The organism is Roseomonas sp. KE2513, from assembly GCF_016107305.1.
Classification (GTDB): Bacteria; Pseudomonadota; Alphaproteobacteria; order Acetobacterales; family Acetobacteraceae; genus Roseomonas.
This window is the reverse complement of the sequence record NZ_RCVR01000027.1, coordinates 25,979-41,336: the sequence shown is the minus strand read 5'-3', so window position 1 is coordinate 41,336 and position 15,358 is coordinate 25,979. Positions and strand designations below refer to the sequence as shown.

The 15,358-nt window shown below is 71.2% G+C and carries 14 protein-coding genes; 5 read left to right on the top strand and 9 right to left on the bottom strand.

The genetic code is table 11. The annotated features are described in order from the left end of the window. The first annotated feature begins 52 nt into the window (after positions 1-52). The 3 genes from D9599_RS21980 to D9599_RS21970 are packed head-to-tail and all read left to right on the top strand — an operon-like array spanning position 53 to position 3,726. A complete protein-coding gene (locus tag D9599_RS21980) occupies positions 53-1,786 on the top strand; it encodes a thiamine pyrophosphate-requiring protein (protein ID WP_198383444.1) in 1,734 nt (577 codons plus the stop codon). A gap of 9 nt (positions 1,787-1,795) precedes the next feature. Beyond that, the gene (locus D9599_RS21975) at positions 1,796-2,749 is read left to right on the top strand and encodes a ketopantoate reductase family protein (RefSeq protein WP_198383443.1); all 954 of its coding nucleotides are present in this window, start codon (positions 1,796-1,798) and stop codon (positions 2,747-2,749) included. After that, positions 2,746-3,726: a tripartite tricarboxylate transporter substrate binding protein gene (locus D9599_RS21970; protein ID WP_198383442.1), complete on the top strand. Its 981-nt coding sequence runs from the start codon at positions 2,746-2,748 to the stop codon at positions 3,724-3,726. The genes D9599_RS21975 and D9599_RS21970 overlap by 4 nt, the downstream gene beginning before the upstream one ends. A gap of 25 nt (positions 3,727-3,751) precedes the next feature. Here D9599_RS21970 and D9599_RS21965 read toward each other — a convergent pair whose 3' ends face one another. From D9599_RS21965 to D9599_RS21925, 9 genes are all read right to left on the bottom strand, one after another. Further along, positions 3,752-4,723: a tripartite tricarboxylate transporter substrate binding protein gene (locus D9599_RS21965; RefSeq protein ID WP_198383441.1), complete on the bottom strand. Its 972-nt coding sequence runs from the start codon at positions 4,721-4,723 to the stop codon at positions 3,752-3,754. A gap of 62 nt (positions 4,724-4,785) precedes the next feature. Continuing rightward, positions 4,786-5,466, bottom strand: coding sequence for a flavin reductase family protein (locus D9599_RS21960; protein WP_198383440.1), 681 nt, complete (start codon positions 5,464-5,466; stop codon positions 4,786-4,788). Between the two features lie 136 nt (positions 5,467-5,602). Further along, entirely contained in the window at positions 5,603-6,586 is a 984-nt protein-coding gene (locus tag D9599_RS21955) for a tripartite tricarboxylate transporter substrate binding protein (RefSeq protein WP_198383439.1), read from the bottom strand. 95 nt (positions 6,587-6,681) lie between these two features. Next, complete coding sequence (locus D9599_RS21950) at positions 6,682-7,428, bottom strand: IclR family transcriptional regulator (RefSeq protein WP_198383438.1); 747 nt, start codon at positions 7,426-7,428, stop codon at positions 6,682-6,684. Between the two features lie 166 nt (positions 7,429-7,594). Further along, positions 7,595-8,881 carry a 3-hydroxyacyl-CoA dehydrogenase gene (locus D9599_RS21945; protein WP_198383437.1) on the bottom strand — a complete coding sequence of 429 codons (1,287 nt, stop codon included), beginning with the start codon at positions 8,879-8,881 and terminating at the stop codon, positions 7,595-7,597. Continuing rightward, a complete protein-coding gene (locus D9599_RS21940; RefSeq protein WP_198383436.1) occupies positions 8,878-9,276 on the bottom strand; it encodes a Zn-ribbon domain-containing OB-fold protein in 399 nt (132 codons plus the stop codon). Before D9599_RS21940 ends, D9599_RS21945 begins: the two co-directional genes overlap by 4 nt. A 4-nt stretch (positions 9,277-9,280) precedes the next feature. Then, positions 9,281-10,441 (bottom strand): thiolase domain-containing protein, encoded by a 1,161-nt coding sequence (locus tag D9599_RS21935; protein ID WP_198383435.1) that lies wholly within the window; start codon positions 10,439-10,441, stop codon positions 9,281-9,283. 71 nt (positions 10,442-10,512) lie between these two features. Further along, positions 10,513-11,487: a tripartite tricarboxylate transporter substrate binding protein gene (locus D9599_RS21930; RefSeq protein WP_198383434.1), complete on the bottom strand. Its 975-nt coding sequence runs from the start codon at positions 11,485-11,487 to the stop codon at positions 10,513-10,515. Between the two features lie 26 nt (positions 11,488-11,513). Continuing rightward, positions 11,514-12,539: a tripartite tricarboxylate transporter substrate binding protein gene (locus D9599_RS21925; RefSeq protein WP_198383433.1), complete on the bottom strand. Its 1,026-nt coding sequence runs from the start codon at positions 12,537-12,539 to the stop codon at positions 11,514-11,516. Positions 12,540-12,747: 208 nt separating this feature from the next. On the opposite strand from D9599_RS21925, the gene D9599_RS21920 reads away from it, so the two are divergent. Both D9599_RS21920 and D9599_RS21915 read left to right on the top strand, forming a co-directional pair. Next, the gene (locus D9599_RS21920) at positions 12,748-14,433 is read left to right on the top strand and encodes a long-chain-fatty-acid--CoA ligase (RefSeq protein WP_198383432.1); all 1,686 of its coding nucleotides are present in this window, start codon (positions 12,748-12,750) and stop codon (positions 14,431-14,433) included. Continuing rightward, positions 14,430-15,245 carry a crotonase/enoyl-CoA hydratase family protein gene (locus tag D9599_RS21915; RefSeq protein WP_198383431.1) on the top strand — a complete coding sequence of 272 codons (816 nt, stop codon included), beginning with the start codon at positions 14,430-14,432 and terminating at the stop codon, positions 15,243-15,245. Before D9599_RS21920 ends, D9599_RS21915 begins: the two co-directional genes overlap by 4 nt. Positions 15,246-15,358: the final 113 nt, after the last annotated feature.

The following is a 15,358-nucleotide window of genomic DNA, read 5'->3' as shown; positions in this document are numbered from 1 at the left end:
CAGCAACCGGAACCCCGCGAATAGGGGCCGACATGAGAGGGACGAGGAACGAATGGCACGACACACCGCGGCGCATCACCTGATTGAGGCCATGTGCGAGGCGGGGATTGACCACGTCTTCTGCAATCTCGGCACAGACCATGTTTCGGTCATCGAGGAGCTGGCACGCTGGGACGCGGAGGGGCGCGCCCGGCCGAACACGGTGCTGTGCCCGCATGAGAACGTCGCGGTCCACATGGCCGGCGGCTACGCGGCGATGACGGGGCGCGGCCAGCCCGTGCTCGTGCACGTGGACGCCGGCACGGCGAACGCGGCCATGGCGCTGCACAACCTCTTCCGCGCGCGGCTGCCGGTCTTCCTCATGGCGGGGCGCGCACCCTTCTCCTCGCGCGGGGAACTTCCGGGCGGGCGGGACAGCTATGTCCACTTCGTGCAGGACCCCTACGACATCGGCAGCCTCGTGCGCCCCTACGTGCACTGGGAATACACCCTGCCATCCGGTGTCGTGGCGAAGGAGGCCTTCGCGCGCGGCCAGGCCATGATGCAGGCCGAGCCGCGCGCGCCGGTCTACATGACGCTGCCGCGCGAGGTGCTGGCGGAGGAGATCGAGGACGGCAAGGTCCACGCCTATCCGGCCGACCGCTTCGCCGGCCTGCCCGCCCGCGGCACCGATCCCGCCACCGCCCAGCGCATCGCGGAAGCGCTGATGGCCGCGGAGAACCCGGTGGCCTTCACCGCCTATCTCGGCCGCAACCCCGCCGCGGTGCCCGTGCTGGACGCGCTGGCCAGGGCGGTCGGAATGCGCGTGGTGGAGCACGCGCCGATCCATCTCTGCATCCCGCATGACAGCCCTTGCTTCGCCGGCTTCGATCCGAAGGCGCTGGCGGCAGAGACAGATTGCGGCCTGCTGCTGGACGTGGACGTGCCCTGGATCCCACTCACCGTGCGGCCGAACCCGGACGCATCCTGGATGCAGGTGGACGTCGACCCCCTCAAGCGCGACCTGCCGATGTGGAGCTTCCCCGCCGAACTGCGCGTGGCCGGGGACTGCGCGGCCGTGCTCGCCCAGGTGCTGGAGATCGTGCAGGAGCGCGCCGACGAGGCCTTCCACGCCCGCGCCGCCGCCCGGATCGAGTCCTGGGGCCCAGCCCGACACGCAAGGGAGGCGGCGGTGGCCGCCGCCGCCGCGAAGCCCGGCGAGCCGGATGCGCTGAACCCGGCCTGGGCCCTGGCTACGCTGAACCGCCTGATCTCCCCCGGGGACATACTGCTGAACGAGGCGATCCGGAACGGGCCCGTGGTGCAGAACCAGATGCCGCGCACCGTTCCGGGCTCCTATATCGGCCTCGCGGGCGGCGGCCTCGGCTTCTCCGGCGGGATGGCGCTCGGCGTGCGGCTGGCCTGCCCGGACCGGCGCGTGGTGCAGGTGGTCGGCGACGGCACCTTCCACTTCTCCACGCCGGACAGCGTCTACGCCACGGCCCAGCAGTACGGGCTGCCGATCTTCACGGTGGTGCTCGACAACCGCGGCTGGCAGGCCGTCAAGGAATCCACCCTGCGCGTCTACCCGGAGGGCGCCGCGCGGCGGGACGACAACTTCCAGTCCCGCCTGGACGGCCGCCGCAACGGCGCGCAGCGCCGCTTCGAGGACGTGGCCCGCGCCTTCGGCGCGCATGGCGAGCGCGCCGTGACGCCGGAGGAGCTGGAGCCCGCCATCCGCCGCTGCCTGGAGGCGGTGGAGGGCGGACAGGCCGCCGTCCTCACCATTCGCGTCTCCCCGCTCTAGGCCCGGCCGATGCGTATCCTGGTCATCGGCTGCGGCGCGATCGGCGGCGTCGTCGTCGCCGCCCTGTCCTCCGTCGCCGAGGTAACGGGCTTCGACACGAACTCGGCCCATGTCGCGGCGATCCGCGAGAACGGCCTCTCCGTCACCGGCGCGGGCGCACCGGTGACCGCACGCTTCGCCGTTGCGGACGATCCCGCCTCCCTCGCCAAGGCGCGCTTCGAAGCGGCCATCTTCCTCGTGAAGTCCGGTGCGACGGGCGCGGCCGCCGCAGCGCTCGGTCCTGCGCTGGAAGGCGCGGCCCTGCTGACCCTGCAGAACGGCATGGGCAACGCCGAGGCGCTCGAGCGGCTGCCTAACGCAGTGATCGCCCGCGGCGTGACGATGGATGCCGGCCGCTATCTCGGCCCGGGACGGGTGGAGCGGCTGATCCATGGCCAGCCGACATGGATCGGCCCCGTGCGCGGGCCGGCAGAGGCGCTGCGCCCGCTCGGCGACAGCTTCCGCGCCGCGGGCCTGCCCACGGAGGTGATCGATGATCCCATGGGCGCGGTCTGGGCGAAGTTCGTCTTCAACGCGGTGATGAACCCTGTGGGCGCCCTCGTGCTGGGCGTGAACGCCGCCCGCTACGAGGTCGCGGCCGTGCGCGACCTCATCGACGAGATGGCGGCGGAATGCACCGCCGTCGTGCACGCCCTCGGCGGGACCTTCGCCTTCGACCCGATGGGCTTTGTCCGCAAGGTTCGCGCGGGCGAGGTGCCGCTGTCGCGCCATGCGGGCTCCATGGCGCTCGACATCGCGCGCGGCGCCCCTACCGAGATCGAGGAACTGACCGGCTACGTCGTGCGGGAGGGCGAGCGGCTGGGCGTGCCCGTGCCGGCCTGCCGCACTGTCTACCGGCTTGTGAAGGGTCTGGAACTGGCGGCGCGGGTCCGCGCCACCGAAGCGGCAGGAGGCGCGTCATGACGGGCAGGAGAGAATTGCTGGGCTTGGCGCTGGCGGCGCCGGCCCTTGCAAAGGGCGCCTTCGCGCAGGAGGCGGCGCGCGGCTATCCGGACCGGCCGGTGCGGATCGTCGTGCCCTACGCACCGGGCGGCGCGAACGATATCCTCGCCAGGCTCTACGGCCAGAAGCTGTCCGAACGGCTCGGCCAACCCTTCGTGGTGGAGAACCGGGCGGGTGCCCAGGCCATCCTCGGCACCGAGGCGGTGGCCCGTGCCCGGCCAGATGGCTACACGCTGCTGCTCGGCGCCAGCGGCCCGATCGTGTTCAACCCGGCCACCTACGTGCAGCTCCCCTACGACTCTCTGAGGGATCTCGCGCCCGTCTGCCTCCTGGCATCCTTCCCGCTCGTCCTGCTCGTCTCGGCCGCCTCCCCCCATCGCTCGGTGGCGGAACTGGTGGCATGGGCGAAGGCCAATCCCGACAAGGCGAATTACGGCGCTTCCGGCGCCGGCTTCCAGCTGCCGACCGAGTTGTTCAACCAGCGGGCCGGCACGCACTTCCAGTACGTCGCCTATCGCGGCAGCGCTGAATCCGTGAACGCCGCCGCGAATGAGGAGGTGACGATGGCCCTCGTGGACACCGGCCCCGCCACCGTTGCCGTTTCCGCGGGGCGGGCGCGAGCGCTGGCCGTTACATCCGCCGCGCGCGTTCCCGCCTATCCGGACGTGCCCACCATGGCGGAGCTGGGCTTCCCCGCGGTGCAGGCGACGCTGTGGAGCGGCCTTCTCGCCCCCGCCGCCACGCCTCGCGCGGTGCTGGACGCGCTCTTTGCGGAATGTGCCGCCATCACAGCGATGCCGGACATCCGGGAACGCCTGGGCGCCCTGGTCATGGACCCGATCGGCGCCGATCCCGACACCTTCCGCACCACTATCGCGCGGGAGATCGAGAGCTGGAGCGCGGTGGCGCGCGCGGCGAACATTCGCCTGGAGCGCTGACGCGCGCCAGCGCCGCCGCGGCGGGTCAGTTCGGAACGACCCCCGAGCGGCGGACGATCGCCCGCCAACGCACTGACTCGGCGGCGACGTAGCCGCGCAGTGCGCCATACGGCGCGGGCGCCGGGCGGAAGGAGAGCTCCGCGATCCTCTGCTGTCCCTCCGCGCTCTCCAACGACGCGACGGTCGCGTCGGAGAGGATGGCGGCGATGCCGGGGTCGAGGTTTGCGGGCGCCAGCAGACCGATCCAGGAGGCTTCCTCGAATCCCACATGGCCCTGCTCGGCCATAGTGGGAGCATCAGGCAAGGATGCGAGCCGTGCGGTGCCCGTGACACCGAGGCATCGCAGCGCCCCGCTGCGAACGAAGCCGATCGCGGGAGGCACGGAGCAGAAGAGCGAGTCGATGCGGTTCGCCAGCAGGTCCGTCAGGGCGGGACCGGCGCCGCGATAGGGCACATGGGTCGCCTGCACGCCCGCGTCGCCCGCCAGCAGCGAGGAGAGGAGGTGGTGCGGCGTGCCGATCCCCGCCGAGCCGTAGGTCCAGCTGCCGGGACTGCGGCGGGCTCGCTCGAGAAGGGCGGCGGTGCTGTCCGGGCCGGAGGGGTGGGCGACCAGCAGGAAGGGGATGTCGACCATGCGGCAGACAAGCGTAAAGTCGCGCTCCCCGTCGATGCCGAGCTCCGGCTGGAGCGCTGGCATGACGCAGACCGTCGTGTTGCCGCCGACCATCAGGGTGTAGCCATCCGCTGGCTGGCGCCGGAGGTTCAGCGCGGCCACCGTCGTGCCCGCCCCGGGCTGGTTCTCGATCACCACGGGCTGGCCGAGCCGCTGGCGCAGCAGGTTCCCGACGACGCGCCCCAGAAGGTCCGGCCCATCGCCGGGCGGATAGGGAACGATCAGGCGGATGGGGCGGTCCGGAAAGGATGCCGCAAGGGCAGGCCTCGACAGGGCGCCTGCCAGGGAGAGCGCCAGCGGGGCCAGCCCGCGTCGCCCGAGCACGGGAGGTTTGCTTCCATCGTGTTCCAGCACGGTTCTCGTCCTCTTCCTGGCGCCGTCGCGCGTCAGCCGGCCGCTTCGTCGGGTAAGGTGGCGGAGCGGAGGGGGCGCCCCTCCAGGCCGCGGCTCAGGCGCCGCCTGGCCCCGCCGAGCGGCGGCATGGTGAAGACCGTGTCCACGGCCGTGTAGTCGAGGTACCCCATGCGGGCGAGCGGACGGATGCGCGTGACATCCAGCCGCCCCTCGGGCGTCAGCACGTCGTCCCGGATATGCACCCCGACCACCTCGCCGATGACGACCTCCACGGACACACCCGGCGTTCGCGTCGGCAGCATGACAGAGCTGTGGTAGCGGCACTCCATGTGGACCGGCGAGCGCGCCACGCGCGGTGGCTTCACGAGCCTGGAGGGCAGCATCTCCAGCCCGGCGAGTTCCGGCTCGCTCTCCTCGGCGGGGACGGCCTGCGCCGTGATGTTCACGGCTTCGCGCAGGTCGTAGGTAGCCATGTTGCAGACGAACTCGCCGGTGTGGCGAGCATTGCGGGGCGAATGCTGGTCTCCGCCGCTGGCCGAGAACATGACGAAGGGCGGATCGTAGCCGATGTTCTGGAACTGGCTGTAGGGCGCGAGGTTTATGCGGCCCTCGGTGTCGACCGTGGTGATCCAGCCGATCGGCCGCGGCACGCAGATCGACTTGAACGGGTTGTAGGGAAGCCCGTGATCGTCCAGGCGCGGCTCGTAGAACATCCCTCAATCTTCCTTCTGGCGTCGGCGGAGGCGTGGCGGGGCATCAGCCACAGAATCAGTTCGATAGAGACGAAGCATTTCACACTGTTCGGGCAGGCCATCAGTCATTTCCCGAGGGCCTTGGCCCCACGGGCCGTCAGCCCGGCGAAAGCGAGAGGCCGCGTTCGCTGATGACCTTCGCCCAGCGCGCGTGGTCCTCGGCCACGTAGGACGCCAGGGCCGCGGCGTCGCGCGGCGCCTGCGGCACCATCCCGAAGTCGCGCAGCCGCCGGCGCAGCGTCTCGTCCCCTTGCGCGGCCGCGAGCGCTTCGCGCAGCCTTTCCTGGACGGAAGCTGGCGTCTGGCGCGGCGCGGCGATGCCGAACCAAGCCGCCACGCGGTACTCCGCGAGCCCGGCCTGCATCATCGTCGGCACATCGGGAAAGGCGTCCGAGCGCTCGGCGCCCGTCACCGCCAGCGCCCGCAGCCGGCCGTCCCTGATCAGTCCCGAGGCGCTGCCGAGCGCGTCGAACATGACGTGCACGTCTCCGGCGTTGAGGGCGAGCTGGGCGGGCGCGCTTCCGGAATAGGGAATATGGACGAGTGACAGCCCCGCCATCATCGCGAACATCTCGGAGGCGAGCTGGACGGGGCTTCCCTGGCCCACCGAGGCGTAGTTCGCACCGCCCGGGCGCGAGCGCGCGAAGGCGATGAAGTCCTGCACGGTCCGAATGGGGGAGCGGGCATCGACCACCATGATCAGCGGGGACTCCGCGATCACGGAGAGCAGGCTGAAGTCGCGTGCGGGATCATAGGGAAGCTGCCGGTAGAGCAGCGGATTCACGACGAAGCCGGCACCGCTCGTCAGAAGCAGCGAGTTCCCGTCCGGCAGGGCCTGGGCAGCGGCCTGGGTGCCGACGATGGTGTTGGCGCCCGGACGGTTCTCGATTACCACCGGCTGGCCCAGTTGCGGCGAAAGAACCTGGGCCAGCGAACGGGCCAGGATATCCGTCACGCCGCCGGGCGCGTAGGGCGCGATCAGCCGCACCGGACGGTCCGGCCAGGCGGCATGGGATATCCTGCCGGTGCCCAGCAGGCAGGCAGCGGCCAGTACGGCACGCCGGGTTGTCCGGGCCTCCATCGCGCTCCTCCCATCGGCATCCCGTGCCAGCCTGGCCGGCCGGGACGCTCGTGATGTTTCCTCTGCCCGGGAGCCGCCCCGCGGCAGGCACGTTGCTACCGGCGCGGCGGCTTTTTCTCCCGCTCCGGCTTTGCCTTCGGCTTCGGCTTGGATGGTTCGCGGACCCCGTAGCCCAGCGCGGCCGAGGCGGCCTCCCCGGCGGCACGCAGGCGCCGGGCCGTCGGGCCGTCCGGCGAGATGTCGATGTGGCCCGCCGCACCGAGCGTGGTCATGGCCGCTGCCAGGTCGCCCGCGTGGTTGAAGACCGGCACGGAGAGCGCGGCAAAGCCCGTGTTCAGCAGCCCGCCCGTGACCGCGATCCCGCGGCGGCGTACCAGCTCGACCTCGCGCGCGAGGGCCCGCCCGGTCGCCACGGCTTCCGGAAGGAAGGCAAGAAAGATGTGCCCGGAGGCGGAGCGGTCGAGCGGCAGCGCGAAGCCGAGGCGGATGGAGAGCGACCCGCCGCGCCGCCCGTCGAGCCGCGACACGATTACTGGGGACTGGCCGGACCAAACCGAGAGATGCACTGCCTCGCCCGTATCGTCGCGGAAGGCGCGCATGGCGCCCAGCGCCGCCTCCCGCACCTCGAGCCGGCCGAGGGCCGCGAGGCCGAGGGAGAGTGCGCGGGGGCCGAGATCGTAGCGCCCGCCCTCCTCCTCCTGCGTCACCAGGCCGACCGCGCGCAGGCTGGCGAGGTAGGCATGCGCCCGGCTCGGCGGCATGCCTGCCGCCGCGGCCAAGTCCTTCAGCGTCACGGGCCCGCCCGCCGCCTCCAACGCCTCGATCAACCGGAAGCCAATCACGACCGATTGGATCGATCGCTGCTCCGGACCCGTTCCTGCATCTGTCGTGATTTGCGTGGCATCTCGTGCTGACATGCGCGCATCAAGGGGCGAGAGGGCAGGCCGGGTCAATTCCCGCGCCCCGCTCTTGGACGGGCGGAGCATGCGCCGCCGCTGGGAGCCGGCCTCATTCATCGTGGCCCCCTGTGAAGCGGCGCCCCTCAGCCGCCATTCGCGCCAGCAGCGGCGCGGGGCGCAGCGCGACATGGCCGGTCCGCGCCGCGTGACCCTGCAGCCGGCGCACCACCTCCGGAAGCCCGATCGCGTCGGCGTGGTACATCGGGCCGCCGCGATCGAGCGGAAAGCCGTAGCCGTTGGCCCAGACCACGTCGATGTCGCCCGCCCGCTCCGCCATTCCCTCATCCAGGATGCGCGCACCCTCGTTCACCAGCGGCAGCAGCAGGCGATCGAGGATCTCCTCGTCGTCCGGATCCCGCTGCGGGATGCCGAGCCGGGCCGCCGCGTCGCGCACGATCTCGAGCACGGCGAGATCGGGCAGCGGCGTGCGGTCGCCGTCCTCGTAGCGGTAGTAGCCGGCGCCTGTCTTCTGCCCGAGGCGGCCGAGCGCGTTCAGCGCGTCGTCCACCACCGCGGTGGCGCCCCTTTCGCGGCGCGCCCGCAACCCGACGTCGAGCCCAGCCATGTCCAGCACCGCGAAGGGGCCCATGGCGAAGCCGAAGCGGCGCATGACCGCATCCACCCTTTCCGGCGAGGCGCCTTCCAGCAGCAGCCGCTCCGCCTGCTCGCCCCGGCGGCGCATCATGCGGTTACCGACGAAGCCCGGCGCGTTGCCGACGAGCACGGGCACCTTCCCCAGCCGGCCCGCTAGGGCGAAGGTCGTGGCAATGGTTCCAGCCGAGGTCTCCCGCCCGCGAACGACCTCGACGAGCCGCATGATGTGCGCCGGGGAAAAGAAGTGCATGCCGATTACGTCCTCAGGACGTGCGGTCGCGGCGGCAATGGCGTCGATGTCCAGGCCCGAGGTGTTGGTAGCGAGGAGCGCACCGGCGCGCATCACCCGGTCCAGCGCGGCGAAGAGGTCGCGCTTGAGTGCCAGGTTCTCGAACACGGCCTCGATGACGGCATCGGCCTCCGCCGCATCCTCCAGGGCAGTCGTGCTCCGAATCAGGGCACTCCGCTCGCCCGCCTCCTCGACCGTGATGCGCCCGCGCGACGCCTGCCCCTCGTAGGTCCGGCGGATCGTGCCCAGGCCGCGCTCCAGCCCGGCCCGGGCGCTATCCACCAGGGTGACGCGCAGGCCCGCATTGGCGAGCGCCATCGCCAGCCCGCCGCCCATCGTGCCCGCGCCGATCACCGCGACGTGCCCGACTGGTGCGGGCGGGGCATCGCCGGCACTGCGCCGCGCCGCGGCCTCCGCGGCGGCGAGATAGGCGCGCGCCGCTTCCCCGCTCATGGCTCGCTGGCCGGCGCGAACATCGGCACGGGCTGACCGTCCGTCGCCGCGCGGAAGGCGAGCCGGACGGGCTGGCCGACCCGCAGCGCGTCGAACTCCGCGTCCACGATGTTGCTGATGATCGTCGGCCCCTCGGCGAGGGTGACATAGGCGACGGCGTAGGGAACCTTCGCGCGACGCATGATGCTGAACGAGTAGATCGTGCCCTGGCCCGAGGCCTCCTCCCACACCGTGTCCTCGCTGAAGCAGAAAGGGCACAGGGCGCGGGGATAGGCGTGGTGCTCGCCGCAGGCGTTGCAGCGCTTCACGAGCAGGCGCCCCTCCCGCGCCGCCGCCCAGTAGGGGGCGGTCTCCGGGGTCGGCTGGGGCGGGGTGATGTCGCGCGGCGTGCTCATCGCCTCAGTTCCTCTCGAGGATCAGCGTGGCGCTGCCGTGCCGCGTGCCAAGCGAGCCGCCGGTCCCGTGCGCGAGGGCCAGGTGCAGGTCGGGCACCTGCACTGCCGGATGGGCCTCCCCGCGAAGCTGCCTGACCGCCTCGATCACCTTGGTGATGCCGCCGCGGTTGCCGGGATGGTTGCTGCACAGGCCGCCGCCATCCGTGTTGAAGGCAAGCCGCCCGACGCCGGAGATAAGGTTGCCGTCCGCCACGAAGGCGCCCCCCCTGCCCTTCTCGCAGAAGCCCAGGTCCTCCAGGGTGCAGAGCACCGTGATGGTGAAGCTGTCGTAGATGGAGGCGTAGCGGATGTCGGCGGGGGTCACGCCGGCCTCCTCGAAGGCGGCGGCGCCCGAGAAGCGGCCGGCGGAATAGGTGAGGTCAACCTTGCCGCCCATCTGGGCCTTCACCGCCGTGCCGCTGCCCCGGAGCGAGACCACCGGCCGCCCGAGGCCTCGCGCGATCTCCGGCCGCGTGACGACCAGCGCGCCGCCCCCGTCGTTGATCACGCAGCAGTCGTGCTTGCGGAGGGGATCGGCGACCATGGGCGAGGCCAGCACATCCTCGACCGTCAGCACCTTGCGGAGCACGGCCTGCGGGTTGTGCTGCGCATGATGGCTCGCCGCCACCTTGATCCAGGCGAGCTGCTCCGCGGTGGTGCCGAATTCGTACATGTGCCGCTGCGCCACCATGGCGTAGAGGTTCAGCACGGCCGTGCCATAGGGCGCCTCGAAGGCCACGTCGGGCATGTTGTCGAGGCGCAGCCCGAGGCCGGAACCCATTCCTTCGGCCAGCGGTCGGCCGGCAAGCGTGATGAGGGCGACGTTACACTTGCCCGCCGCGATCGCCTCCGCCGCGTGGGCGACGTGGACGAGATAGGCGGAGCCCCCGGTATCGGTGGTGTCGACGTGCCGCACCCGCAAACCGAGATAGTCCACCATCGAGAGCGGCCCGAGGCCTGGCGCATCGCCCGCGCAGAAGTAGCCGTCCACGTCCGACTTGCTCAGCCCCGCGTCGCGCAGCGCGCCCGCCGCGACCTCCGCGTGGAGCTGCGCGAGCGGCTTGTCGTCCGCCCGGCGGGTCGGATGCTCGAAAATCCCGGCGATGCAGGCCTTCGGCTGTGGCATGGATGCTCTGTCACCTCACTGGGGCGCCGTCCGTTCCGGAGCGCCGATCCCGGTCGTTCACCCTGGCCGCGCTACCGCTCGAAGCGGAGCTGCGCCTCCTGCGCGATGCCGCGCCAGAAGGTGATGCCCTCTCTCACCGCGCGGCGCGCCTCCTCCGTCGAGCTGCCGACCGGATCCATCGAGAGCGCCCGCAGCCTCTCCCGCAAGTCGGGCGCCTGGTTGGCGCGCAGGATCTCCGCGTTCAGGCGGCGCAGGATCGGTTCCGGGGTGCCGGATGGCGCCATCAGCCCGCTCCAGAGCACGAGGGTGAGGTCGGGATAGCCCAGCTCCTTCATCGTCGGGATATCGGGGAAGGCCGGGAGCCGTTCGGACGCCGTGGTGGCGAGGCCGCGCAGCCGACCGGCCTGCAGCGCGCCGGCCGCCGGGCCGACATCGACGAGCGTCATCGTGACCTCGCCCGTGGCGGCCGCGTTCACGCTCTCGGCGCTGCCGCGGTAGGCGACATAGATGAACTTCGTTCCCGCGCGCAGGTTGAACAGCTCGGTCGCCATCTGGAAGCCGGCGCTGCTGGTGCCGTAAGTCATCCGGTCCGGATTGGCCTTCGCGTGCGCGACCAGCTCCTGCACGGTGCGGAAGGGCGCCTCGCCCGAGACGGCGAGGACGAGGGGAAAGGAGGCCGCGATCGACACCGGCACGAAGTCCTGCACGGGGTCGTAGGGAAGGCGCTCGTAGGTGACGGGATTGAAGATCATCGTTCCCGTCGCGCCCAGCAGCAGCGTGTAGCCATCCGCCGGGGCACGGGCGACGTACTCGCTGCCGATGATCGCCTGCCCACCGGCGCGGTTCTCGATGACGAAGGGCTGGCCCAGCCGCTCGCTCAGCTTCTGGCCGTAGAGCCGCGCGAGGATGTCGTTCGCGCCACCGGGCGCGTAGGGCACCACGATCCGCACGGGGCGGTTCGGCCACTCCGCGCCCTGCGCGCGCGTCGCGCCGGCCCAGGCGGCGATGCCGGCTGTCGCCCCCAGCAGCGTTCTTCTCGGAAGCATGGCGATCTCCTCCTGCCCCGCGCGGTCTATTCGGGCTTCGCGCCGGAGACGCGGACCACTTCGGCCCATTTCGCCCCCTCGCTGCGGACAAAGGCCGCGAACTCGGCCGGCGAACCGGTGCGCGGCTCGACACCGAGGGTGCCGAGCCGCTCCACCACCTGCGGCTCGCGCAGCGCCTCGTTGAAGGCCCCGTTCAGCCGCGCGATGATCGTGTCCGGCGTTCGGGCCGGCGCCACGAGGCCGAACCAGCCGACGGACTCGTAGCCGGCCACGCCGGCCTCGCCGAAGGTAGGGACATCGGGCAGCGCAGCCAGCCGGCGGGCCGATGTCACGCCGAGGGCCCGTACCTTTCCCTCACGGATCAGGGTCAGGGAGGAGGGAAGGTCGAGCATGCCGAGGTCGGTCGAGCCGGAGAGGACCGCGGTCACGGACGGCCCCGTGCCGCGGAAGGGCACGTTGACGATCCGCAGCTCCGCCATCTGGTTCAGCAGCTCGGCCGAGAGGTGCATCGCCGTGCCGTTGCCGCCATGCGCGACGGTGAGGCCGTCCGGCCGCGCGCGGGCGGCGGCAAGAAGCTCGGGAAGCGTCCGGGCGGGCTGGCCAGGATTGGCCACGAGCACGAAGGGGATCTCCGCGATCATCGCGACGGCGCTCAGATCCCGCACGGGATCATAGGGCATGGCAGGATAGAGGCTGGGATTCACGGCGAGCGCGCCGGCGGCACCGATGCCGAGCGTGTAGCCGTCCGGCGGCGCCTTCGCGACGACGTCCATCCCGATATTGCCGCCGGCACCGGAGCGGTTCTCGATGACGAGCGGCCTTCCCAGCCGGCGCTCGATGCCCCCGCTCAGCACGCGCGCGATGATGTCGGTGCTGCCGCCCGGCGGGAAGGTCACGATCACGCGGATGGGTTGCGAGGGGTAGTCCTGCGCGGCCGCTGGTCCGGCGATCAGCGCCGCGGCCGCGCAGCCCGCCAGAACGCGCCGCCGCCCCCAGGAAGCCGGGCGGAGATCCGCGGGCTGCGGGCGGCATGATGGTGTCCGGCTGAACAACGCCTGTCCTCCCCCTGGTTCTCTCCACGCCCTCTGTCGGGACGCTGCTTCGGGCGCAGTAGCACCGCAACAAACCTCTTTCGTCAATATCAAATCTTCAGCCGTGCCCACGCCGGCCCGATCGCTTCGCATTTGACGAATCCGTTTTGTTGTTCATCATGGAGGGCGCGGACACGATGAGCGCCCGGCATCCACATCGGCAGGGATCATGGAAAGCAAGACAGGCTACTGGCCGGCCCACCTCCCGCGCAGCCTTCCGCGGGTCGAGACCACCCTTCCCTTCTCCCTGCGCGTAACGGCCGCGCGTTACGGCAGCCGCTTGGCAATCGGCTTCTTCGGCCGCGACATGACCTGGCGCGACGTGGAGCGCGAGGTGGAGGCCTTTGCCGGCTGGCTGCGGCGCCGGGCCGGGCTGGTGCGCGGCGACCGCGTGGCGCTGTACATGCAGAACTCCCCGCAATGGCTCATCGCCTATTACGGCGTCCTGCGGGCGGACTGCGTCGCCGTGCCGGTCAATCCCATGGTGCGGACGGGGGAGCTGGCGCAGATTATCGGGGATAGCGGAGCGCGTGCCGCGGTGGTGGCGCAAGATCTGCTGCCGACCCTTCGCGACGCGGCAGGGAAGCTGGACGACCTTCGGCACATCGTCGCCATCACCTATGCCGACTATCTGCCGAATGCACCGGATTTCGCGCTGCAGGAGTGGCTTCTGACGCCCGCGCGGCGGCACGATGGCTGCGTGCCCTGGTCCGAGGCGATCGGCGCGGGCTTCACGGCCCCCGCGCCGGAGGCAACGCCCGAGGACTTGGCGCTGCTGCCCTACACCTCCGGCTCCACCGGCATCTCCAAGGGCTGCGAGCACCCGCACGCCACCTTCATGCACACGGCGGTCGGCCTGACGCTGTGGCACGGCCAGACCGCGGCCACCGTCTTTCTTGGCCTGCCGCCGATGTACCAGGTCTCCGGCATCGCGAACGGGCTGCACTGCCCAGTGACCAGCGGGGGCATGATGATCCCTTTGCCCCGCTGGGAACGCGGGCTCGCGCTCGGGCTCATCGAGCGCTACCGCGTCTCCCACCTCGCGATCGCGCCCACCGCCTGCATCGACATGCTGGCAAGCCCGGACCTGGAACGGCGGGACCTTTCCTCGCTGCGGCGCGTGACCGCGGGCGGCGCGCCGATGCCGCAGGAGGTGTGGCGCCGCCTGAGGGAGGCGACCGGCCTTCCCTTTATCGAGGCCTACGGTATGACCGAGGCGGCCGCGACGACCCACATCAACCCGATCGAGCGGCCGAAGCCGCAATGCCTCGGCATCGCCTTCTTCGACACCGAGGTCGCCGTCGTCCACCCCGAAACGCTTGAGGACCTACCGCCCGGCGAGCCCGGCGAGATCCTCGTGCGCGGCCCGCAGATGTTCCGCGGCTACTGGGGCAAGCCGGAGGAAACGGCGAAAGCTTTCGTCGAGCGCGACGGGGTGCGCTGGTACCGCAGCGGCGACATGGGATACGCCGACGAGGAGGGCTACTACTTCATGACAGACCGCCTGAAGCGCATGATCAACGCCTCGGGCTTCAAGGTCTGGCCGGCAGAGGTTGAGACGAAGCTCTACGAACACCCGGACGTGCTTGAGGCCTGCGTGGTGTCCCAGCCGCACCCGTACCGGGGCGAGACGGTCAAGGCCGTGATCAGCCTCAAGGCCGGCCGCGCGGGGCAGGTGAGCGCGGAGGACATCACGGGCTGGGCCCGCGACAAGATGGCCGCCTACAAGGTTCCGCGAGTGGTGGAGTTCGTGGAAAGCCTGCCCAAGTCGCCCGTGGGCAAGATCCTGTGGCGCGAGTTGCAGGATCGCGAGAAGGAACGCGCGGGGGAGCCTGCTGAACGGACCTCCCCATGAGCGACGCCGCGGCCGACGCGCCCACCGTTACCTACGAACTGGCCGGCGAGGTCGCGCTGATCGGCATCGACCGGGCGGCCAAGCGCAACGCCATCAACGATGCAACGCTGGCCGCGCTGGTCGAGGCGGTGCGCCGCGCGGGCGACGAGGCGAACGCGGGCGTCCTCTTCGGCCACGGCGATAACTTCTCCGCCGGCCTGGACCTCTCCGAGGCCTTGCGGACCCGCGGCACGGGCGACCCGCGCCGCCCGCGCTCCCGCAACTGGCATGCCGGTTTCGATCTTATCGCCCGAGGACCGATTCCCTTCGTCGCCGCCCTCGCCGGCGCCGTGATCGGCGGGGGGCTGGAGCTGGCGGCGGCGGCGCATATCCGCGTGGCCGACGAGACCGCCTACTTCGCCCTGCCGGAGGGACAGCGCGGCATCTTCGTCGGTGGCGGCGGCTCCGTCCGCATCGAGCGCCTGCTCGGCTACGCCCGCATGGCCGACCTGATGCTGACGGGGCGCGTGCTGACGGCAGTGGAAGGGGAGCGGCTGAACCTCGCCCAGTACATCGTTCCGGCCGGCGAGGCGCTGCCGAAAGCGCGCGCCCTGGCGGAGCGCATTTGCCAGAACGCGCCGCTCTCCAACTATGCGATCACGAACGGGTTGCCGCGCATGCGCGACCTGTCGCACGACGACGGGCTCTTCTTCGAATCCCTGCTCGCGCAGACCACCTCCGCCAACCGCGAGGCGGCCGAGCGCCTTCGTGCCTTCGACGAGAAGCGTGCCGACCGGCTCGACATCCCGGCTGGCCCGGCCACGTCGGATTAGGGCCTCGCACGCCCACCCCTCGCCAACCTGGCGTTCATCGGCCTGCCCCGTCACACGGATCTGCCGATGGCTTCGTTCACGCTTGACGAATAAGATTCGTATTTTATGAACGT

Bases quoted from the DNA above. Each gene is read 5' to 3' on its own strand.
- D9599_RS21935 (WP_198383435.1), bottom strand. From the start codon at position 10,441: ATGCCACAGCCGAAGGCCTGCATCGCCGGGATTTTCGAGCATCCGACC.
- D9599_RS21955 (WP_198383439.1), bottom strand. From the start codon at position 6,586: ATGGAGGCCCGGACAACCCGGCGTGCCGTACTGGCCGCTGCCTGCCTG.
- D9599_RS21960 (WP_198383440.1), bottom strand. From the start codon at position 5,466: ATGTTCTACGAGCCGCGCCTGGACGATCACGGGCTTCCCTACAACCCG.
- D9599_RS21915 (WP_198383431.1), top strand. From the start codon at position 14,430: ATGAGCGACGCCGCGGCCGACGCGCCCACCGTTACCTACGAACTGGCC.
- D9599_RS21920 (WP_198383432.1), top strand. From the start codon at position 12,748: ATGGAAAGCAAGACAGGCTACTGGCCGGCCCACCTCCCGCGCAGCCTT.
- D9599_RS21945 (WP_198383437.1), bottom strand. From the start codon at position 8,881: ATGAGCGGGGAAGCGGCGCGCGCCTATCTCGCCGCCGCGGAGGCCGCG.
- D9599_RS21930 (WP_198383434.1), bottom strand. From the start codon at position 11,487: ATGCTTCCGAGAAGAACGCTGCTGGGGGCGACAGCCGGCATCGCCGCC.
- D9599_RS21975 (WP_198383443.1), top strand. From the start codon at position 1,796: ATGCGTATCCTGGTCATCGGCTGCGGCGCGATCGGCGGCGTCGTCGTC.
- D9599_RS21940 (WP_198383436.1), bottom strand. From the start codon at position 9,276: ATGAGCACGCCGCGCGACATCACCCCGCCCCAGCCGACCCCGGAGACC.
- D9599_RS21970 (WP_198383442.1), top strand. From the start codon at position 2,746: ATGACGGGCAGGAGAGAATTGCTGGGCTTGGCGCTGGCGGCGCCGGCC.
- D9599_RS21980 (WP_198383444.1), top strand. From the start codon at position 53: ATGGCACGACACACCGCGGCGCATCACCTGATTGAGGCCATGTGCGAG.